This is a genomic window from Gammaproteobacteria bacterium (genome assembly GCA_035501935.1).
Lineage (GTDB): Bacteria > Pseudomonadota > Gammaproteobacteria > JAJPIJ01 > JAJPIJ01 > JAJPIJ01.
On record DATJVC010000022.1, the window covers coordinates 25,118 to 46,624 of the forward strand.

The 21,507-nt window shown below is 61.1% G+C and carries 19 protein-coding genes; 8 read left to right on the forward strand and 11 right to left on the reverse strand.

The window, feature by feature from the left end:
- Positions 1-29: 29 nt before the first annotated feature.
- From rfaH to VMH34_05545, 5 genes are all read right to left on the reverse strand, one after another.
- Positions 30-530: a transcription/translation regulatory transformer protein RfaH gene (gene rfaH / locus VMH34_05525; protein HTT08233.1), complete on the reverse strand. Its 501-nt coding sequence runs from the start codon at positions 528-530 to the stop codon at positions 30-32.
- A 145-nt stretch (positions 531-675) separates the two neighbouring features.
- On the reverse strand, positions 676-1,980 hold the full coding sequence (locus tag VMH34_05530; protein HTT08234.1) for a UDP-glucose/GDP-mannose dehydrogenase family protein: 1,305 nt from the start codon (positions 1,978-1,980) through the stop codon (positions 676-678).
- 20 nt (positions 1,981-2,000) lie between these two features.
- Entirely contained in the window at positions 2,001-3,287 is a 1,287-nt protein-coding gene (locus VMH34_05535; protein HTT08235.1) for a nucleotide sugar dehydrogenase, read from the reverse strand.
- Positions 3,284-4,297 carry an NAD-dependent epimerase gene (locus VMH34_05540; protein HTT08236.1) on the reverse strand — a complete coding sequence of 338 codons (1,014 nt, stop codon included), beginning with the start codon at positions 4,295-4,297 and terminating at the stop codon, positions 3,284-3,286. The genes VMH34_05535 and VMH34_05540 overlap by 4 nt, the downstream gene beginning before the upstream one ends.
- A 197-nt stretch (positions 4,298-4,494) precedes the next feature.
- Complete coding sequence (locus VMH34_05545; GenBank protein ID HTT08237.1) at positions 4,495-5,946, reverse strand: NAD-dependent succinate-semialdehyde dehydrogenase; 1,452 nt, start codon at positions 5,944-5,946, stop codon at positions 4,495-4,497.
- Positions 5,947-6,096: 150 nt separating this feature from the next.
- On the opposite strand from VMH34_05545, the gene VMH34_05550 reads away from it, so the two are divergent.
- The 3 genes from VMH34_05550 to VMH34_05560 all read left to right on the forward strand — a co-directional run bounded on the left by VMH34_05550 (position 6,097) and on the right by VMH34_05560 (position 8,863).
- Positions 6,097-6,351, forward strand: coding sequence for a hypothetical protein (locus VMH34_05550; GenBank protein ID HTT08238.1), 255 nt, complete (start codon positions 6,097-6,099; stop codon positions 6,349-6,351).
- Positions 6,352-6,431: 80 nt separating this feature from the next.
- Positions 6,432-7,211: an alpha/beta fold hydrolase gene (locus VMH34_05555; protein HTT08239.1), complete on the forward strand. Its 780-nt coding sequence runs from the start codon at positions 6,432-6,434 to the stop codon at positions 7,209-7,211.
- Between the two features lie 35 nt (positions 7,212-7,246).
- Positions 7,247-8,863, forward strand: a complete 1,617-nt coding sequence (locus tag VMH34_05560) for a fatty acid--CoA ligase (GenBank protein HTT08240.1) — start codon at positions 7,247-7,249, stop codon at positions 8,861-8,863.
- Here VMH34_05560 and VMH34_05565 read toward each other — a convergent pair.
- The 5 genes from VMH34_05565 to aceB form a co-directional block, all read right to left on the reverse strand.
- On the reverse strand, positions 8,860-9,279 hold the full coding sequence (locus VMH34_05565; GenBank protein HTT08241.1) for a hypothetical protein: 420 nt from the start codon (positions 9,277-9,279) through the stop codon (positions 8,860-8,862). The genes VMH34_05560 and VMH34_05565 overlap by 4 nt on opposite strands.
- Positions 9,280-9,285: 6 nt before the next feature.
- Positions 9,286-10,623, reverse strand: coding sequence for an NADP-dependent isocitrate dehydrogenase (gene icd / locus VMH34_05570; protein HTT08242.1), 1,338 nt, complete (start codon positions 10,621-10,623; stop codon positions 9,286-9,288).
- A gap of 48 nt (positions 10,624-10,671) precedes the next feature.
- On the reverse strand, positions 10,672-11,010 hold the full coding sequence (locus tag VMH34_05575; protein HTT08243.1) for a hypothetical protein: 339 nt from the start codon (positions 11,008-11,010) through the stop codon (positions 10,672-10,674).
- A gap of 118 nt (positions 11,011-11,128) precedes the next feature.
- A complete protein-coding gene (gene aceA / locus VMH34_05580; protein ID HTT08244.1) occupies positions 11,129-12,442 on the reverse strand; it encodes an isocitrate lyase in 1,314 nt (437 codons plus the stop codon).
- A gap of 30 nt (positions 12,443-12,472) precedes the next feature.
- Positions 12,473-14,068: a malate synthase A gene (gene aceB, locus VMH34_05585; protein ID HTT08245.1), complete on the reverse strand. Its 1,596-nt coding sequence runs from the start codon at positions 14,066-14,068 to the stop codon at positions 12,473-12,475.
- A gap of 160 nt (positions 14,069-14,228) precedes the next feature.
- Here aceB and VMH34_05590 point away from each other — a divergent pair, with 160 nt between their 5' ends.
- Genes VMH34_05590 through VMH34_05605 form a run of 4 tightly spaced genes read left to right on the forward strand, consistent with a single transcriptional unit; the run spans position 14,229 to position 18,323 of the window.
- Positions 14,229-15,188, forward strand: a complete 960-nt coding sequence (locus tag VMH34_05590) for a LysR family transcriptional regulator (protein ID HTT08246.1) — start codon at positions 14,229-14,231, stop codon at positions 15,186-15,188.
- A gap of 46 nt (positions 15,189-15,234) precedes the next feature.
- A complete protein-coding gene (clpS, locus tag VMH34_05595; protein ID HTT08247.1) occupies positions 15,235-15,555 on the forward strand; it encodes an ATP-dependent Clp protease adapter ClpS in 321 nt (106 codons plus the stop codon).
- Positions 15,556-15,565: 10 nt separating this feature from the next.
- Entirely contained in the window at positions 15,566-17,836 is a 2,271-nt protein-coding gene (gene clpA, locus VMH34_05600; protein HTT08248.1) for an ATP-dependent Clp protease ATP-binding subunit ClpA, read from the forward strand.
- 43 nt (positions 17,837-17,879) lie between these two features.
- The gene (locus tag VMH34_05605; GenBank protein HTT08249.1) at positions 17,880-18,323 is read left to right on the forward strand and encodes a VOC family protein; all 444 of its coding nucleotides are present in this window, start codon (positions 17,880-17,882) and stop codon (positions 18,321-18,323) included.
- Here the strand turns inward: VMH34_05605 and argA are convergent.
- Positions 18,318-19,631: an amino-acid N-acetyltransferase gene (gene argA / locus VMH34_05610; protein ID HTT08250.1), complete on the reverse strand. Its 1,314-nt coding sequence runs from the start codon at positions 19,629-19,631 to the stop codon at positions 18,318-18,320. The two genes, VMH34_05605 and argA, sit on opposite strands and share 6 nt — an antisense overlap.
- 181 nt (positions 19,632-19,812) lie before the next feature.
- Here argA and ilvD point away from each other — a divergent pair, with 181 nt between their 5' ends.
- Positions 19,813-21,504 carry a dihydroxy-acid dehydratase gene (ilvD, locus tag VMH34_05615; GenBank protein HTT08251.1) on the forward strand — a complete coding sequence of 564 codons (1,692 nt, stop codon included), beginning with the start codon at positions 19,813-19,815 and terminating at the stop codon, positions 21,502-21,504.
- Positions 21,505-21,507: the final 3 nt, after the last annotated feature.

The following is a 21,507-nucleotide window of genomic DNA, read 5'->3' on the forward strand; positions in this document are numbered from 1 at the left end:
TCATGGCCCGGCGATCGCGCCGGTATGATTCAGTTCAGAGGTTCAATGTCGATTTCGCGGAGATGAACCGGCACCGGCTGGCCCGCGATCTGCAGCAGTAATGTCACCCGCTCCCGGCCGTTCTGCGCTTCGAAGATGGCCTCGTAACCGGCCAAAGCGCCGTCGATGATGCGGACTTTCGAGCCCCTGGCCAGTTTTTTTGCCGGGGATGAGTGAACGCCATCCGCACCTTCGCGGGCCTGCAATTGGTTGATGAGTTGAATCGGCACGATCGCTGGAGCGTTTCCAAAGGACACCATGCGGGCGACGCCCAACGTCGAGCGTATGGGCTTCCAATTGTCGGTCTGATCATCCAGATGGATGAACAAATAACGCGGGAACATGGGGACGATCTGATCCACCGCCCTGTTCCGCCGCCGGACGCGCTGGTGCATCAATGGCAGGTACACTTCGTAGGATTGGCGCTGGAGATTCTCGCGGGCGATCCGCTCCTGGTGCGGTTTGCTATGGATGAGATACCAGGCGCGCATTATAAAAACCGTTCGTGCTGAGGTATCGAAGCACGAGCGAAGCAGTATAGAAAGTGGGGTTCGCCCTTCGATAACTCAGGGCGAACGATTTCTTTGGAATGGTCTTGTGGTAAAGCCGGCATAAACGGATTTGTTCATGAGTTGATTAGCGGCCGACGCAGACGTAATCGAATCCCGCCGCCCGCATCTGCTCCGGCTCATAGACATTGCGCAGATCGCAAAAGACGCGGCCGCGCATGAGGCCGAGTATCTTTTCGAGGTTCAGACCGCGGTATTCGTTCCACTCCGTGAGCAGGGCGACCGCATCGGCGCCGGCAAATACGTCATAGACTGCCGCGCAATATTGGATGCCCATGGGCAGCAGTTTTCGCGCCTCCTCCATGCCGTGCGGATCATGCGCGCGGATGGTGGCGCCTTTTTCGATAAGCGGCGGCAGGATGGACAATGCGGGCGCATCGCGCATGTCGTCGGTTTCCGGCTTGAACGTCAGTCCGAGAACCGCGATTACCTTGCCAGTCTCATTACCGCCAAGGGCTTGACGTATCTTTTTCACCATGCGCGCCTTCTGGGCGGCATTGACCTCGATTACCGACTCGACGATGCGGCTGGAGACACCATGCTCCTGCGCGGTGCGCACCAGTGCCTGTGTATCCTTGGGAAAACAGGAGCCGCCGAATCCGGGGCCTGGGTGCAGAAACTTGCGCCCGATGCGGCCGTCCATGCCCATGCCGCGGGCGACGTCGTGCACGTCGGCGCCGACGGTCTCGCACAACATTGAAATCTCGTTGATGAAGCTGATCTTGGTGGCGAGAAAGGCGTTGGCGGCGTATTTGATCAGTTCCGCGCTTTCGATGCCGGTTCTCAGGATCGGCGCCTCGATCAGGTTCAGCGGGCGGTAAAGCTCGCGCAGCAATCTCTCCGCGCGCTCGCTTTCGACGCCGATCACCACCCGGTCGGGACGCATGAAGTCGGTAATGGCCGCGCCTTCACGCAGAAATTCCGGGTTGGAGGCCACGTCGAAATCCGCCTTGGGATTCTCTTCCCGGATGATGCGCGCGACGTTGCGCGCCGTGCCCACCGGCACCGTGGATTTGTCCACAATCACCGTGTAATCCCTGAGCAGCGGCGCGATTTGCCGGGCCGCCGCGTAAACATAGGACAAGTCCGCATAACCGTCGCCATGGCGGCTCGGCGTCCCCACCGCGATAAAGATCAGATCCGCCTCGCCTACCGCGGGCTCGAATTCCGTGGTGAAATGCAGCCGGCCTTTGCGCTTGTTTTCCCCCACCAGCGGCCCGAGGCCAGGCTCATAAATCGGCATGATACCGCGGTTGAGCTGGGTTATTTTCTCCACATCGACATCAATGCAGGTCACATCGGCGCCGAATTCGGCGAAACAAGCGCCGGACACCAGCCCGACATAACCCGTTCCGATCATGACGACGCGCATGGTGTGCTTTCCTTATTCCGTCACAACCGCCACAACTGAATACCGGCGGGCCGCCTGCTGCGCGGGAGCCTGCCCTTGACGTCCATCACGACGCCACGGCGACTCCGCAAAAGACCGGCCACCAACGGCCAGCCTTGCCCGGCAAACGCCTTGTGCGCGACGGCAAGGATCACCGCATCCGCCGGCTTCAGTTTCTCGCGTGATGTCAGTGTGACGCCGTATTCCAGCCGCGCCTCGGCCGCGCTTGCCAGGGGGTCGTGTATCTGCACCTTGATGCCATATTCCTGTAACGCGCGGATGATGTCTATGACGCGCGTGTTGCGCAGATCGGGAACGTCCTCCTTGAACGTCAGCCCGAGCACCGTCACCACGCAGTCCTTTACCGGTTTGCCGTCGTGGATGAGCAGCTTCACCGTCTCCGCGGCCACGTATTCACCCATCCCGTCGTTGATGCGCCGGCCGGACAGGATCACCTGCGGGATGTAGCCCATGATGGCGGCCTTGTGCGTGAGATAGTAGGGGTCGACACCGATGCAATGTCCGCCCACCAGGCCCGGCTCGAATGGCATGAAGTTCCACTTGGTCCCCGCCGCCGCCAGCACTTCTCGGGTGTCGATGCCCATCCGGTGGAAGATCAGCGCCAGTTCGTTCATGAGCGAGATGTTGAGATCGCGCTGGGTATTCTCGATGACCTTGGCGGCCTCGGCCACCTTGATCGAAGAAGCCTTATACACGCCGGCGGCGACGACGGAGCCATAAACCGCGGCGATGATTTCCAGCGCCGCCGGCGTCTGGCCGGAGACCACCTTGGTGATGGTCTTGAAGGTGTGTCGCTTGTCGCCCGGATTGATGCGCTCCGGCGAGTAGCCCACGAAAAAATCCCTGCCGCACTTGAGGCCCGATTCGCGCTCCAGCACCGGCACGCAGTCCTCCTCGGTGGCGCCGGGGTAGACCGTGGACTCGTAGACCACGATGTCGCCGCGCTTCAACTGTCCGCCCACCGTTTCCGAGGCGCCGAGCACGGACGCCAGATCGGGGCGCTTGGCCTCGTCCACCGGCGTCGGCACCGCCACGATGTGGAAATCCGCGGCCTTCAGATCCGCAGGCTTGCTGGTGAATAGAACGTCCGCCAGTTTGAGATCGCGGCCCTCGACCTCATGGGTGTGATCGATGCCCTTCTTCAACTCCGCGATGCGTTTTGAGTTGATGTCGAAGCCCACCACGCGCGCCTGCCTGCCGAATTCCACCGCCACGGGCAGGCCGACGTAGCCGAGGCCGATGACGGAGATTTTGCGTCGATGTTTCATGCCTGCACTCCATAATAACCGCGATACCACTCCACAAAACGCGCCACGCCCGCTTCAATCGGCGTGCCCGGGCGATAACCCACCGCATTGGCGAGGTCATCGATGTCGGCGTAGGTCTCCGGCACATCTCCCGGTTGCATGGGCAGCATGTTCTTGCTGGCCTTTTTGCCCAGGCAATTTTCAAGCACCTCGATGTAGCGCAGCAAATCCACGGGCTTGTTGTTGCCGATGTTGTACAAGCGGTATGGCGCCCGGCTGGTGCCCGGATCGGGTTGGTCCCCCGACCATTCCGGATTCGGCGTCGCCACCTTGTCCACCGTTCGGATCACTCCTTCAACAATGTCCTCAATGTAGGTGAAATCACGCTTGTGATGACCGCTGTTGAACACGTCGATGGGCCGGCCGGAGAGGATGTTGCGCGTAAACAGGAACAACGACATGTCCGGTCTGCCCCACGGGCCGTACACGGTGAAGAAGCGCAGGCCGGTCACCGGCAATTGATACAGATGGCTGTACGCGTGCGCCATCAATTCATTGGATTTCTTGCTTGCTGCGTAGAGCGACACCGGATGATCGACGTTGTCGTGCACGGAAAATGGCATGCGGGTGTTGGCGCCATAGACCGAACTGGACGAGGCGAACACCAGATGCTCGACGCCATTGTGCCGGCAGCCTTCCAGGATGTTGAGAAACCCAGATACATTGGCATCGATATAGGCGTAAGGATTGACGAGCGAGTAGCGCACGCCCGCCTGCGCCGCCAGATGCATCACCCGCTGCGGCCTGGCATCGGCGAAAAGCGACGACATGGCCTGTCGATCGGCAATGTCCAATTTGTGAAAGGCAAACCCGGGCCGTGTCGAAAAACGCGCGAGCCGCGCCTCCTTCAGGCGCACATCATAATAGGCATTGAGATTGTCGACGCCGATCACCGCATCGCCGCGCTCCAGCAATCGTTCGCATAAGCGCGCGCCGATGAAGCCGGCGGCGCCGGTAACCAGGATTTTCATTGTCGACCGGGAATATTGATGGCGGACCGATTTTAACAGAATACGTGAACCACCCGCGAAAAACGAAAATTTGCCTTGATGCGTCGTTCGTCCTTCCATACATCAGGACGAACGTATTTATTTTCTGAAAAACCGTTCGTGCCGAGGTGCCGGGGCACGAACGGATTCCGTGCGTCCCGGCATTATCGAAGCGGATTTTATTTGTCGATGCCGTCCATGCAGAGATACTTGATTTGCAGATACTCCTCAATGCCGTATTTCGAGCCTTCGCGCCCGAAGCCGGAGAATTTCATGCCGCCAAACGGCGCCACTTCGTTGGAGAAAATCCCGGCGTTGATCCCCACCATGCCGTATTCCAGCCTGTCGGCCATGCGCCACACCCGCCCGATATCGCGCGTGAACACGTACGAGGCCAGGCCATACTCGGTGTCATTGGCCATCGCCGCCGCCTCGTCCTCGGTATCGAAACGAAACACCGGCGCCACCGGTCCGAAGGTTTCCTCGCGCGCGACAAGCATCCGTGGCGTGACACCGGTCAAAACGGTCGGTTCGAAAAACGTGCCTCCGAGGGCGTGCCGCCGACCGCCGATCAGCACTTTTGCGCCGTGTCCCACCGCGTCGCGGATGTGATTTTCGACCTTGGCCAGCGCCGCCGCGTCGATAAGCGGCCCCTGGTTCACGCCCGCATCCATGCCGTTGCCCGGCTTCAATTTGCCGGCCGCCTCCGTCAGTCTGGCAACAAAGCGATCATGAATCCCGGACTGCACCAGCAACCGGTTCGCGCACACGCAGGTCTGGCCTGAATTGCGGTACTTCGATGCCATCGCCCCCGCCACGGCCGCGTCGAGATCGGCGTCATCAAATACGATGAAGGGCGCGTTGCCGCCCAGTTCCAGCGAGAGTTTCTTCACCGTGGGCGCGCACTGCTGCATCAACAGCCGGCCGATTTCCGTGGAGCCGGTGAAACTCAGCTTGCGCACGATCGGACTCGCCGTCAGCACGCCGCCGATTGTCTCAGGTTTGCCGGTGACGACATTGAATACGCCCGCCGGCACGCCCGCCTCCTCAGCAAGCGCCGCCAGTGCCAGCGCGGAGAGCGGCGTTTGCTCCGCGGGTTTTACGATGATCGTGCAGCCCGCCGCCAGCGCGGGCCCGGCCTTGCGCGTGATCATCGCCGAGGGAAAATTCCAGGGCGTGATCGCGGCGCACACGCCGACCGGCTCCTTGGTCACGACGATGCGGCGCCCCGCGATATTGCCGGGGATGACGTCGCCGTAAACACGCTTGCCCTCTTCCGCGAACCACTCGAGGAACGAGGCGGCATAGGCGATTTCCCCGCGCGACTCCGTGAGCGGCTTGCCCTGCTCGGAGGTCATGATGACCGCCAGTTCCTCCTGATGGGCCATCATCAAATCGAACCACCGGCGCAGCAGGACGGCGCGTTCCCTGGCCGTCTTCGCCCGCCAGGCGGGATAGGCATTGCACGCCGCCGTTACCGCGCCCTCCACGTCCGCCGCGGTCATCGACGGCACCTGCGCCAGGACTTCCCCCGTTGCCGGATTGGCCACGGCGAAGGTCCCGCCATCGCCGGCCTCGACCCATGTCCCGCCGATGTAGCACCGCTTCCGCCAAAGTTGATCTTTATTCATAATTTCACCATGAGGTTTCAATACGCGCGCAGGCAAAGGTTGAGAGCCGGCAGAAGGATACGATTGACTGTAAAATCGTCTGGCGTCACCGGCGAATTATATGGCAGAAATGAGTTTGAACTTAAATGTAATCTAAGGATGCAAAATCCCATGAAATATCTGGACACCGGATCGATCATCATCATTGCCATTACTTTGTTCCTTTTTCTACTGGCCTTGTTCCTGAAAGGTCTCACGCACGACCTGTTGCTGGAAGCCGGCGTCTTCCTGGTATCAGTAAAGTTGATTCTTCTCGGATACAAAAACAGCGTTCTCGCCCAGACGCTTGAACAGGAGATGAAAGAGATCAAATCGCTGCTCAGGGCGCCGAACCCCCGCCAGGACGGTAAAAATCGCCCGGATTGACGGGCGGCATTTTCATCCCCTGCCCTCACCGGGACGTGTTCACATACATGGCGCCGAACCGCGGGGGGTTACAACGTGCAATGACAACGCTGCTCACCCTCGGACTGTGCTGTGTGGCGTTGATTGGGGCGCTTTATGCCATGCAGGAGTCCCTGCTTTTTTATCCGGAAAAACTGCCGCGCGACTATCGGTTCAGCGTACCTGATGCCGTCGAAGTCGAAATCCCCGTCGATGGCGCCGTATTATCCGCACTGCATTTGCGGCTGCCGGACCCCAGGGGGCTGGTGTTCTTCCTGCACGGTAACGCGGGCAGTTTGCGCAGCTGGTTTTCCAACTCTGAATTTTACCGCCGCGTCAACTATGACCTGTTCATGATCGACTACCGCGGCTATGGCAAAAGCACGGGGTCGATAGAAAGCGAGGCTCAACTCAACGCGGACGTGAGAAAGGCGTGGGACGTCATTGCGCCGCGATATGCCGGTAAAAAGATCATCATCTACGGCCGCTCGCTCGGCACCGGACTCGCCGCGAAGCTGGCGAGCGAGGTGAATGCGACGATGCTCATCCTGGTCTCGCCCTACAGCAGCCTGCGGGAGCTGGCGTGCTCCTATTATCCCTTCGTGCCCGGCGCCCTGATAAAGTACCCCTTGCGGACGGATTTGCTGCTGCCGCGGATCAAAATGCCGGTACTGCTCATACACGGCGCGGAAGACGAGGTGATCCCGTACGCGCACAGCGTGGCGTTGAAAGCACTGGCGCCTGATGTCGAATTGATCCGCATCGAGGGGGCGCATCACAACGACATCCATGAATTCCCGGCCTATGTCGATTTGCTTGCCCGGCGTTTGCAACAGTTGTAGCTTGTGACGGGCCGCGCACCGCCCCGGATCGAACAATGGCAACACACGACTATCCGCTGCTGATCAAGCAGCTCTGGCATACGCCGCTGGCCTGCGCGCCGGATCAGGAGATCGTCTACCGCGACAGCCTGCGTTACAACTATCACGATCTGTGGCGGCGCATCGGCCGGCTTGCGAACAGCCTGCACCGGAGCGGCGTCCGCCCCGGCGACACGGTGGCGGTGATGGACTGGGACAGTCATCGTTACCTGGAGTGCTATTTCGCCGTGCCGATGATGGGCGCGGTGCTGATGACGGTGAATACGCGGCTCACGCCGGCGCAAATTCTCTACACGCTGAATCACGCCCGCGCCGATATCCTGCTGGTGCACGCCGATTTCGTGCCGCTCGTGGAGGAGATATGCAAACAGTTAATCACCGTCAAAAAGCTTGTTTTGATCGGCGATGGCCTGCCGCCGCCACCAGCCGGCGATCTTTCATTCGACGGTGAGTACGAAGAATGGATCGCGCGCGGTGACGTGGAGTACGAATTTCCGGATTTCGACGAGCATACGCGCGCCACGACGTTCTATACCACGGCGACGACCGGCGATCCGAAGGGCGTCTATTACACCCACCGGCAACTGGTGCTGCACACGCTGGCCGCAGCGGCGGGATTGGCCTCCGCGCCGGCAGGGCAGCGTTTCCATCGCGGCGACGTGTACATGCCGCTGACGCCGATGTTCCACGTGCATGCCTGGGGCGTGCCCTATATGGCAACGATGTTCGGCGTGAAGCAGGTCTACCCCGGCCGCTATGCGCCGGATTTATTGCTGCGCCTGATCCGCGAGGAACAAGTCACCTTCTCCCACTGCGTCCCCACCCTGTTACGCATGGTATTGACCGCCGCGAAAGCCCAACAAGCATCGCTCAAGGGCTGGAAGGTGGTCATCGGCGGCTCCGCGCTGCCGCCGGCACTGGCGCAGATGGCGCTCGATCTGGGCGTCGATATCTTCGCCGGTTACGGCCTGTCCGAAACCGCGCCGGTGCTGACGCTGGCGCAGCTGCGTCCCGAACATGATGGCGCGGACGCGCAAGCCCGGCTCGCCATGCTCTGCCGCGCCGGCGCGCCGATCCCGCTGGTGGACCTGCGGATCGCCGACGAAAACATGAACGCGCTGCCGCACGACGGCCATAGCGCCGGTGAGATCGTCGTCCGCGCGCCGTGGCTGACGGCGGGATATCTGCACGACGAGGCGGCCTCCGAACGTTTGTGGCGCGGCGGCTACCTGCACACTCAGGATATCGGCGTCATGGACGACCGGGGTTATCTGCGCATCCGCGACCGGCTCAAGGACGTCATCAAGGTGGCGGGCGAATGGGTGTCGTCGCTGGAACTGGAGCACGCCATCGCGCATCTGCCGGGAGTCGCCGAAGTCGCAGTCATCGGCGTGCCGGATCCACGCTGGGGCGAGCGGCCGCTGGCCCTGATTGTACGCACTGCACCGGAGGCGACGGATGAAGCCGCAATCGCCGCGAAGCTGCACGCTTCATGCGATGCAGGCACAATCAGCAAGCACGCCGTGCTGGCCAGGATTCAATTTGTCGACGGCATCGCCAAGACCGGCGTCGGCAAAATCGACAAGAAAGCCCTGCGCAGCCGATATTCCTAGCGCCGCACATCGGTAATCCGGATGAACCATTTCGGTTTCATGCGGCCGAAATCGGTTCGATGGTTCTTGCGCAAGCCCTTCTTTGAGTCGAGCACGCAAGCGCGGCCTCCCTCGCGCACAAACACCACCCAGTGCCAGAAGGGCCGTCCTTTCTCCAGACGCCACTTGATGGCCAGCAGGGCGAGATCCGGCAACGGTTCCCATGATCGAAAAGGATGTTCAGATCTGCTCGTTTTCACGCCCAAGTGTTCGAGAAGTTTGCGCACATGAGTGGTCTTGGACCACAACTCGTCATCCCGCGCCGAGATGCCCAGAGAACCTGCAACCGCCTTTGCCTGGGCATAGGACAGCCCGGCGATTGCGGCGACGCTCGCAATGCCGCAGCCCGTCGGCTCCAGTTGAACCACTGGTTTCATGAAGAACTACATGTGGCGGATGATGGCCTCGCCAAATCCCGAGCAACTCACCAGTTTCGTGCCGGGCAGCAAACGCTGAATGTCTGCTTCCACCTCGTGCGCCGATTTGTGCTCGTGGCCGGCGGCCAGCGGCTTGATGGCGCTGGCCCGCACCTTGGCCAGGTCATAGGTCAGCGTCTTGGCGGCGATGGCACCGGCCACACCCTTGATGACGAAATCGGCGGCCTCGCGCCAGCCCATGTGCCGCAGCATCATCTCCGCCGAGAGAATTATCGAGCCGGGATTTACGCGGTTCTTGCCCGCGTACTTTGGCGCCGAGCCGTGCGTGGCCTCAAACACCGCCACAGCGTCGCCGATGTTGCCGCCGGGCGCGATGCCGAGCCCGCCCACCTGCGCCGCCAGCGCATCGGAAATATAGTCCCCGTTCAGGTTCAGCGTGGCGATGATGTGAAAGTCCTCGGGCTTGAGAATGATTTGTTGCAGGAAGTTGTCCGCAATCACGTCCTTGATCAAGAGGTCGTGTCCATTGTGCGGATTTCGGAGCGTGCACCACGGCCCGTCGCCGATCACCGTGGCGCCGAATTCCTTGCGCGCGATTTCGTAACCCCAGTTGCGGAAGGCGCCCTCGGTGTACTTCATGATGTTGCCCTTGTGCACCAGCGTCACTGAACGGCTGTTGTGGTCGAGGGCGTAACGGATGGCCTTGCGCACCAGTCGTTCCGTGCCCTGCCGCGACACGTGCTTGATGCCGATGCCGCAATCCCCGGTGAACGGCATGCCGGTCACGCCCATTTGCTTCGTCAGAAATTCGATCACTTTTCCGGCGCCCTCGGAACCGGCCGGCCACTCGATGCCGGTGTAAACATCCTCGGTGGCCTCCCGGAAGATGATCATGTCGGTGGCGCCGGAATCCTTCATCGGCGTCTCGGTGCCGGGGAAATAGCGGATGGGACGAACGATGGCGTAAAGGTCAAGTCGTTGGCGGATGGCGACGTTGAGCGACCGCATGCCCGCCGCGACCGGCGTGGTCAGCGGCCCCTTGATGCCGACGACAAAAGTGCGCAGCGCGTCCAGCGTCTCGTCCGGCAGATTGTGCGCTTCGCCATAAAGCTTCTGCGCCTTCTCGCCGGCATAGACCTCCATCCAGGCGATCTGCCGCCGCCCTCCGTAGGCTTTCTGCACCGCCATGTCGACCACCCGCCGCATCACCGGTGTCACGTCGATGCCGATGCCGTCGCCCTCGATGAACGGCACGATGGGGCAGTCCGGCGCCTTCAGGCTGTAATCAGCGTTGATCCTGATGGGCTCGCCGTCCGCGGGAACTTCTATCTTGTCGTAGGTCATCCTGGTCCTGCGATGTTGTTTTGAATTCGCAACTTCATCAATAGCATTTCAATTTCTTCCCGCCGCGAGTTGATTGCGAAAATGCAGCAGGATGCCCGCCGTCGCCAGCAGGATGCCCGCCTTCATGATCCGCTTCGATATCCATGCGGGGAAAAGAATATCAGGCGTGTGATGGTTACCCGTCATTTCGATGACCAGAAGATGCAGCGGGCATCGGAAGCCCGAGACCGCGATGGCCGCCGCCTCGACGGCCACCACGAGGAAGCAGATCCGCAGGAGGGGCCCGCGCTCATGCGTGCAGGCGCCATAAATGATGTAGCCGAGACAGAAGAAAATGACAATCGTGATAATCGTATGAAAAATCTGGATTGCAAATAACACGGTCACGGTGCACATCCACTCACATTTGAAGTGATCTCAGCGAAGGCCGCGATGAGGCGTCTACCACATTTAAAAAACGTCTGGCCGCGATTGCGGCCAGACGGGCTGATGCCGGGTGGGCGGATTAGTGACCCGCGGCGCGCTTATCGTGATGAAACTGTTCCTCCTCGGTCGAGCCATTCAGCGCAGTGAGCGAGGAGTGATCGCCGGAGATGACCTGGGTCACCTCGTCGAAGTAGCTGGTGCCGACCTCGCGCTGGTGCTTGACCGCGCTGAAACCCAGTTTCTGCGCCGCGAATTCCAGCTCCTGCAACTCCACGAACGCCGTCATGTGGTTGTGGGCGTAACCGTGCGCCAGCATGAACATGCTGTAGTTCAGCGCATGGAAGCCGGCCAGCGTGATGAACTGGAACTTGTAGCCCATCGCGCCCAGCTCCTTCTGGAACTTGGCGATGGTGGCGTCATCCAGGTTCTTCATCCAGTTGAAGGACGGCGAGCAGTTGTAGGCGAACATCATGTCCGGACGCACCTTGCGCACGCCTTCAGCGAACTTCTTGGCAAATTCCAGGTTCGGCGTGCCGGTCTCGCACCAGATGAGATCGGCGTAAGGCGCATAGGCCTGGCCGCGGGCGACAGCCTGCTCGAGTCCCTTGTTGGTCTCGAAGAAACCCTCGTGAGTGCGCTTGCCGGTCAAAAACGGCCGGTCGCGTTCGTCGGAGTCCGAAGTGAGCAGGCCGGCGGATTCGGCGTCGGTGCGCGCCACCAGAATCGATGGCACGCCCATGATGTCGGCGGCCAGGCGCGCGGCGATGAGTTTCTGGATCCCCTCCTCGGTCGGGACCAGCACCTTGCCGCCCATATGGCCGCATTTTTTCGCGGCGGCGAGTTGATCTTCAAAATGCACGCCGGCGGCGCCGGCCTCGATCATGTGTTTCATGAGTTCGAAGGCATTCAGCACCCCGCCGAAGCCGGCCTCGGCGTCGGCAACAATGGGCGCCAGCCAGTCGATGCTGTCGTCGCCCTCCGAGTGATAGATTTGATCGGCGCGCAGCAGCGCGTTGTTGATCTTGCGCACGACCGTGGGCACGGAGTCCACCGGATACAGCGATTGATCGGGATACATTTCGAAGGCGCTGTTGGCGTCGGCGGCGACCTGCCAGCCGGACAGGTAGATGGCTTTGAGGCCGGCCTTGACCTGCTGCATCGCCTGGTTGCCGGTCATGGCGCCCAGCGCGTTGACGAACGGTTCGGTATTCATCAGCCGCCACAATTTCTCCGCGCCGCGCTTGGCCAGCGTGTACTCGATCTCCACCGAGCCGCGCAGGCGCGCGACGTCGGCGGCGCTGTAGCCGCGTTTGACGCTCTTCCAGCGCGGGTTGTCCCGCCATTCCCGCTCCAACTGCCGGGCCTGTTCCTGCTGCCTGATGCTGATAGACATAACGTCATCTCCTCCTGAACTGATTTTAATTTAAGCCAATAAACCGTAAGCCTCAAGCGTGAGAAAATTCGGCAGCCTTTTCCCGGACACCATCTTGTCCAGAAGCTCCGCTGCTTCTTTGTATTTCCGCACCTGATACATGTCACCCAATTGCCGGCGGATGCTCTGCAGTTCCTCCGTCATCAATTCCCTGAACATCTCGACCGTGATCCGCCGCCCGTCTTCCAGGATGCCCCGGGGATGGCGGATCCATTGCCAGATTTGGGCGCGCGAAATTTCCGCCGTGGCCACGTCTTCCATCAGATTGGCGATCGGCACCGCACCGCGCCCACTCAGCCATGATTCGGTATAGTGCAGCGCCGAACTGATGTTGTGCAGCAGGCCGCGGATGGTGATTCCGCCCTCCGGCGCCTTGAGCAGGTCTGCGGCCGTGACGTTTACATCAAGGCGCAGATTATCAATTTGATTGGCGGCCGTCATGTGTTTGTTGAACACCTCCCTCGCGATGGGCACGAGCAGCGGGTGAGCCACCCAGGTGCCGTCGTGACCATCCCTGGCTTCGCGTTCCTTGTCCGCACGCACCTTGTTCAACGCCGTTTCATTGGCGATGCGATCATCCTTGATGGGAATGTGCGCGGCCATGCCGCCCATGGCATGAATGCCGCGTCGGTGGCAGGTCTGTATGAGCAGCAGCGAATAGGACCGCAAAAAGTGCTGCGTCATGGTCAATTCCGAACGATCCGGCAGCACATAGTCCGGATGGTTGCGAAGGCACTTGATGAAACTGAATATGTAGTCCCAGCGGCCGCAGTTGAGTCCGGCGGCGTGATCGCGCAGCTCGTAGAGGAACTCGTGCATCTCGAAGGCGGCGGTGAGCGTCTCGATGAGCGCGGTGGCGCGAATCGTGCCACGCAGGATGCCGAGGGCGTCCTGCGCGAAATTGAAGACCTCGTTCCACAACCGCGCCTCGCGGTGGCTCTCCATCTTCGGCAGATAGAAATACGGGCCGCTGCCCCTGGCGATGAGTTTGCGGGCGTTATGAAAAAAATAGAGACCGAAATCGAACAGACCGCCGGGGATGGGTTCGCCGTCGAACAACACGTGCTTTTCATGCAGATGCCAGCCGCGCGGCCGCACGATAAGCGTCGCGGTTTTTTCATTGAGGCGATATTCCCTGCCATCGGAGGACAGGTAACTGATGGTGCCGTCCACCGCGTCGCGCAGATTGACCTGGCCATCCATCATCTGCTCCCAGGTGGGGCTCGAGGAATCCTCGAAATCGGCCATGAAGGTGTTGGCGCCGGAATTGAGCGCGTTGATGATCATCTTGCGATCCACCGGTCCGGTGATCTCGACCCGCCGATCCACCAAATCCTTCGGGATCGGGGCAACCTTCCAGTCGCCTTCGCGGACGTGTCTGGTTTGCGGCAGAAAATCCGGCAGGCCGCCGGCGTCGAAATATTCCTGGCGGCGCACGCGAATGGCCAGCAACTCCCGGGAACGCGGGGCAAATTGGTGGACCAGCTCCTCGACGAAGGCAAGCGCATCCGGCGTCAAAATCTCGGCATATCGCCGGGTAATGGGGCCGGTAACCACCAGTCCCTTCAAGAATGACGGTTGTAGCATTGCGCTCATGGTCAATTTGCCACAGTTATCTTCAGATCAATACCTTGCGTGTGTGTTTAAGCTGACTGTAACACTACGTTGCATTGCATCATTTGACAATCTAATTTTTTCAATATTTACTATTAACATTATTAATACTATATCAAGTCCGCCTTAATTTATGGCCACAAACAGCAAGCGCGTTTACTACAAACAAGATCGGCTCAAGCAGTTGCGCGCGTTCTGCCACAGTGCCGCCAGCGGAGGCATCTCCCGGGCGGCGGAGCGGATGTTTCTGAGCCAGCCTTCCGTATCGCTGCTGGTGCACGCGCTGGAAAAGGAGCTCGACACCGCGCTCTTTGATCGCAGAGGACCGCGCATCCATCTGACGCCGGCCGGCCACCGGCTCTACGCGCTGGCGGCCCCATTGATTGAGGGACTGGAGAATCTGCCGGCCCACTTCATCGAAAGTTTCAAACAGGTCATTACCGGTGAATTGCACATCGCCGCCTCCGAAACGGTGTTCCTGCACTTGCTGCCGGACGTGATCAGGGAGTTCAGCCGCCGCCATCCGGCGGTGCGTTTCCATTTGCACAGCGTCGCCGGCCGCAACGGTCTTCCGCTGCTCAGCGCCAATGAGGCCGAGTTGATGGTGGGGACGCTGCTGGAGGTTCCTGCAGACATTGCCTATCGACCGCTGACCGCCTGCGATCAGATGCTCATTACTCCAACGGATCATCCGCTGGCCGGCAACAAAGATCCGACGCTGGCCGATATCGCCGTCCACGGCCTGATCCTGCCGCCGCGACATTCAAGCAGTTCGGCGCTGGTGAACCTCGTCTTCCAACGGCACGAAATTCCCTGCCGCGTCACGTTGGAGGCGGGCAGTTGGGAAGCCATCAAACAATTGGTCGCGCGTGGACTGGGGATTTCCATCTGCCCCGGCATGTGTCTGACCGGCGAAGAAAATCTGGCCGTCGCGCCGCTGGCCCGCCATTTCCCCAAGCGCAGCTACGGCGTGATCACCCGCAAGGCCGGAAATCTCAGCCCGGCCGCCGGCCGGTTCATCCAATTACTCGGAGAAACGTCGTTCAAGGGTGGCGGCGGCGGCGTCATGAAATCCTCCGTCCACGCGTTATAATTAGTACAGGAAATTGCATATGGAGTCTGAACGATTAACCCGGAATATGAGTGACAAAACCCGCACTGAACGCGATGAGGGCCTGGCCCTGGCGGAGGCGCGGCCCAAGCTCAAGCGCCCGCCACTTTATCATGTCATCCTAATCAACGACGACTATACGCCGATGGAATTCGTCGTACAGATACTGGAGTTGTTTTTCAACAAGGACCGGCCTACCGCCACGCGCATCATGCTGGAGGTGCACACGCGCGGCAAGGGGATTTGCGGCGCCTACACCCACGAAATCGCCGAGACCAAGGTGGCCCAGGTCAACGCCTATTCCCGCGAAAACCAGCATCCCCTGCTCTGTACGCTGGAACCCGCGTAGAATAAACGCCATGCTGAGCAAGGAACTTGAAACCACGCTGAACCTGGCGTTCAAGCACGCCCGCGAGCAGCGGCATGAATTCATCACCGTCGAGCACCTGTTGCTGGCGCTGCTGGACAACTCCGCGGCCGCCCGCGTGCTCAAGGCCTGCGGCGCCAACTTGAACCAGTTGCGCAACGAGATCAACGCCTTTCTGCGCGAGAATTCACCGCTGTTGCCGGAAAAAGACGACATCCGCGATACGCAGCCCACGCTCGGCTTTCAGCGGGTATTGCAGCGTGCCGTGTTTCATGTGCAGTCCTCCGGTAAAAAAGAGGTCACCGGCGCCCATGTGCTGGTCGCCATCTTCAGCGAACGTGAGTCACAGGCCGTGTATCTGCTGGGCCGCCAGAACGTCGCCCGACTGGACGTGGTCAACTACATTTCCCACGGCATCTCCAAGGTCGCCGAGGACGGCGGCCAGGAACCGGGCATCGGCGATGAGGACGCCGACGCCACGGAACCCGGCAAGAACGCGCTGGAGCAGTTCTCGCTCAACCTCAACGAGCAGGCGCGCAAGGGCAAGATCGATCCGCTGATCGGGCGCCAACACGAGGTCGAGCGCACCATCCAGGTGCTCTGCCGCCGCCGCAAGAACAATCCGCTGTTCGTCGGCGAGGCCGGCGTCGGCAAGACCGCCATCGCCGAGGGACTGGCCAAGAAGATCGTCGACGGCGAGGTCCCGGAGGTGCTGAAAAACAGCACGATTTACGCCCTCGACATGGGCGCGCTGCTGGCCGGCACCAAATACCGCGGCGATTTCGAGAAACGCTTCAAGGGCGTGCTGAACCAGCTCAGCAAGGACGCCGGCGCGATCCTGTTCATCGACGAAATCCACACCATCATCGGCGCCGGCGCGGCCTCCGGCGGCGTCATGGACGCGTCCAATCTCATCAAGCCGGTCCTGATGTCCGGCGATCTGAAGTGCATCGGCTCCACGACCTATCAGGAGTATCGCGGCATCTTCGAGAAGGATCGCGCGCTGTCGCGCCGCTTCCAGAAGATCGACATCACCGAGCCGTCGGTCGAGGACAGCGTCAAAATCCTGCAGGGCCTGCGGTCGCGCTTCGAGGAGCATCACCAGGTCAAATACACCCAGCAGGCATTGCGCGCCGCCGTGGAACTGACGCAGCGTTACATCACCGATCGGCATCTGCCGGACAAGGCCATTGACGTCATCGACGAGGCCGGCGCGGCACAGCATTTATTGCCGCCCTCCAGGCGCAAGAAGACCATCACCGTGCACGAGGTCGAGCAGATCGTCGCCAAGATTGCGCGCGTACCGCCGAAAACCGTGTCCAGCAACGACAAGGACGTGCTGAAAAACATCGAGCGCGACTTGAAGCTCGTGGTCTTCGGCCAGGACGAGGCCATCGAAAAGCTGGCCGCCGCCATCAAGATGGCGCGTTCGGGCCTGGGCGATCAGCGCCGTCCGATCGGCCAGTATCTGTTCGCCGGCCCGACCGGTGTGGGCAAAACCGAGGTCAGCCGCCAGCTGGCGAGGGTCATGGGCATCGAACTGGTGCGCTTCGACATGTCCGAATACATGGAGCGGCACACGGTGTCGCGCCTCATCGGTGCGCCGCCGGGATATGTCGGCTTCGATCAGGGCGGGCTGCTCACCGAGGCCATCATCAAGCATCCGCACGCCGTCCTGCTGCTCGATGAAATCGAGAAGGCGCACCCGGATGTGTTCAACATCCTGCTGCAGGTGATGGATCACGGCACGCTCACCGACACCAACGGCCGGCAGACGGATTTCCGCAACGTGATCATCATCATGACCACGAATGCCGGCGCCGATCGCATCAGCCGCTCCTCGATCGGCTTCACGCAGCAGGATCACAGCTCGGACGCAGGCGAGATCATCAAGAAGATATTCAGCCCGGAGTTTCGCAACCGGCTGGACGCCGTCATCCAGTTCAAGCCGCTGGATCCACAGACCATCGCCCATGTGGTGGACAAATTCCTCGTCGAACTCGAAACCCAGCTGGACGAGAAGAACGTGACGCTGGAAGTCGATGACGCCGCCCGCGGCTGGCTGGCGGAGCACGGCCATGACCCCATCATGGGCGCGCGCCCGATGTCGCGGTTGATTCAGGAGAAGATCAAACGGCTGCTGGCCGAGGAACTGCTGTTCGGCAAGCTCGAACAAGGCGGCGACGTGCTGGTCACCGTCAAGGGCGGCGAACTGGCCATCGACATCAAATCTTCGAACAAAAACCCCGAACGCGCGGTTTAGCCGGACCCGATACAGCCTGGCCGGTGACGGCAGCAAACTGGCCATGCCCATCACCGAACTCAATCACTACTCGATCCGCACCCTGGATCTGAAGGCTTCCGAGCAGTTTTACACCGGGATATTGGGTTTCACTGTCGGCCCCCGCCCGGCCTTTCCCTTTCCCGGACTGTGGCTGTACAACGGTGATCATGGCTCGTACTCGAACGCACGCGTGCACATCATCGGCGTCGATCCCAACGATCCCGAAGGGCTCAGGAAATATCTGGGGGATCGAAATCCGGACAGTCTCAAGGGTGGTACCGGCACCGTGGATCACATCGCCTTTTTCGCCACCGGCCTGGACGAGATGCGCGGGCGCTTGAAGAAAAAAGGCGTGCCTTACCGGGAGCGCACCGTGCCCTCGCTCGGCCTGCACCAGATCTTTCTGGAAGACCCCAGCCAGGTCACCATCGAGTTGAACTACCCCGCCTCGGAAACCAGATTATAGTTTCTTGGTGAAGACCTTGGAGTTGCGCTGGTAGTTGTAGAGCATCTTCCGCTCGATCGGCAGGCTCTCGATGGTGGCCTCGTTGAAGCCGCGTTCGACAAACCAGTGCGCGGCCTGGGTCGTCAGCACGAGCATCTGTTTCAGCTTCATCTGCCGGGCACTGGTTTCCAGGTTGTTGAACAGCATGTCGCCGCGGCCCTGGTCCCGGTAATCCGGGTGCACGGCCAGGCAGGCCAGTTCCGCCAGCCCCTCCGACGGATAGGGATAGATCGCAGCGCAGCCGATGATGGCGCCGTCGCGCACCAGCACGTTGAAGTGATCGATCTCGGTCTCCAGTTTTTCGCGCGAGCGACGCACCAGCGTGCCGTCCGTCTCCAGCGGCGCGATGAGTTCGATGATGCCGGCGACGTCGTCGATGGTGGCCTTGCGCAGGGTGTCGAACGGATTGGCCGACACCATCGTGCCGATGCCGTCGCGCGAAAAGAGTTCCAGCAGCAGTCCGCCGTCCTCGCGCCGGTCCACGAGATGCACGCGCCGCACGCCGCCGCGGCAGGCGGTGATGGCGTCATCCAGCTCCGGAATGCGCTGGGCCAGCTCGGGATCCGCCTGCATGAGTTGTTCGGTCTCCGTGTCGGTGAGTTGATGCACGAGCTTGCCGCGCTTGTCGAGGATGGCCTTGTTCTCCAGCAGGAAGATGAGCTTGTCGGCACCGAGGCTCGACGCGATGGAAGTCGCCACTTCATGGGCGTTGAGATTGAAGCATTCCCCCGTCGGGGAGTAGCCCACCGGCGGCGTCACCAGGATGTCGCCGTTTTCCAGCCGTGTCCGGATGGTCTCCACCTCCACCTTGCGCACGACTCCCGAATACAGGTAATCCACGCCGTTGCGCACGCCGATCGGCTTGGCGATGACAAAGTTGCCGGACACGACCCGGATGCGGGCGTTGGCGGCGGGATGATTCGCCAGGCCGCGTGACAGCTGCCCCATGATTTCGATGGTGATGCTGCCCACCGCGTCCTTCACACAGGCCAGCGTGGTCTCGTCGGTGATGCGTATGCCGCCCTTCATGCGCATCTCCAGATTGCGGGCCCGCAGCCGCTCCTCCACCTGCGGCCGGGCGCCGGGCACGATCACCAGACGGATGCCCATGCTGGACAGCAGGGCGATGTCATGGATGAGGTTGCGGAAGGTGGGCTCCCCCACCGCCTCGCCGCCGAAGGACAACACGAAAGTCTGCCCGCGATGGGCGTGGATGTACGGCGACGCCTGCCGGAACCAGTCGACGAATTGTTTCTGCTTGTCAGCCATGATTCGAACCCATCCAAAAAAAAAGTAATGCGTCAAACCCCGTGGCATTTCACCCCGCACGGCGTCCATTCCAGGACGACGTATCCGGCGGGCGCGCACATTGTAATGGCTGATCCACCCGCCTGCCATCGATCCTGCGCTTGGTGTATGCTCCGCACCTCAAAAAAACGGATGTTGTCGCATGAGCGAACGCCGCAATAAATACAGTTCACGCATCACCCAGCCCAAATCGCAGGGCGCCTCCCAGGCCATGCTTTACGGCACCGGCATGACCGATCAGGACATGGACAAACCCGAGGTCGGCATTGCCAGCGTCTGGTTCGAGGGCAATACCTGCAACATGCACCTGCTCGATCTCGCCGCCAGGGTGAAGGAAGGCGTGGCCGCGGCCGGTCTGGTCGGCATGCGCTTCAACACCATCGGCGTTTCCGACGGCATTTCCATGGGCACGGACGGCATGAGCTATTCCCTGCAGTCGCGCGATCTCATCGCCGACTCCATCGAGACGGTCATGAACGCGCAGTGGTACGACGCCTGCGTCACCCTGCCAGGCTGCGACAAGAACATGCCCGGCTGCGTGATGGCGCTCGGCCGGCTCAACCGGCCCGGCCTCATGATCTACGGCGGCACCATCAAGCCGGGTCACCGCAGCGGTGACGGCGGCGAGCAGGTGCTGGACATCATCTCCGCCTTCCAGAGCTACGGCGAATTCATCGCCGGCAAGATCGACGACGGCACCCGGCGCGACATCGTGCGGAAATCGTGCCCCGGACCCGGCGCCTGCGGCGGCATGTACACCGCCAACACCATGGCCTGCGCCATCGAGGCGCTGGGCATGTCGCTGCCCTACTCCTCCTCCACGCCCGCGGTCGATCCCGGCAAGCGCGAAGAGTGCCTCCGTGCCGGCGCCGCGGTCAAAAACCTGCTGGAACGCGACATCAAGCCGCGCGACATCATGACGCGCGAGGCCTTCGAGAACGCGATGGTGCTGGTCACCGCGCTCGGCGGATCGACCAACGCCGTGTTGCATCTGATCGCCATGGCACGCGCCGTCGGCGTGCCGCTCACCATCGACGACTTTCAGAAGGTTAGCGATCGCACACCGTTCCTCGCCAACCTGAAGCCCAGCGGAATATACGTCATGGAGGACGTGCACAACATCGGCGGCACGCCCGCGGTGATGAAGTTCCTGCTGGAAAACAAAATGATCGTCGGCGGCTGCCTGACCGTCACCGGCAAGACCGTGGCGGAGAATCTGAGGGACGTGCCCGTATTCAAGGCCGGCCAGACCGTCATCCAGCCGCTCGACAAACCCATCAAGAAAACAGGACACATCCAGATCCTCAAGGGCAATCTCGCGCCCGGCGGCGCGGTGGCGAAGATCACCGGCAAGGAAGGCCTGCGCTTCTCCGGCCCGGCGAACGTGTTTGATTCCGAGGAGGAGATGCTGGCGGCGCTGGAGAAAAAGAAAATACAAAAGGGCGATGTGATCGTGATCCGCTACGAGGGACCCAAGGGCGGCCCCGGCATGCCGGAAATGCTCACCCCCACCTCCGCCATCATGGGCGCGGGGCTTGGCGCCGACGTGGCGCTGATCACCGACGGCCGTTTTTCCGGCGGCTCGCACGGCTTCATCGTCGGCCACATCGTTCCGGAGGCGCAGGAAGGCGGCCCGCTCGCGCTCATCAAGAATGGCGACCGCATTACACTGGATGCCGAAAAAAACCGCATCGACGTCGAAATCACGGATGAGGAATTCGCGCGACGGCGAGGGCAGTGGAAAATGCCGCCGTACAAGGCCACCCGCGGAACGCTTAACCGCTACATTAAAACCGTGAAGTCCGCCTCTGAGGGTTGTGTCACAGACGAATAATCG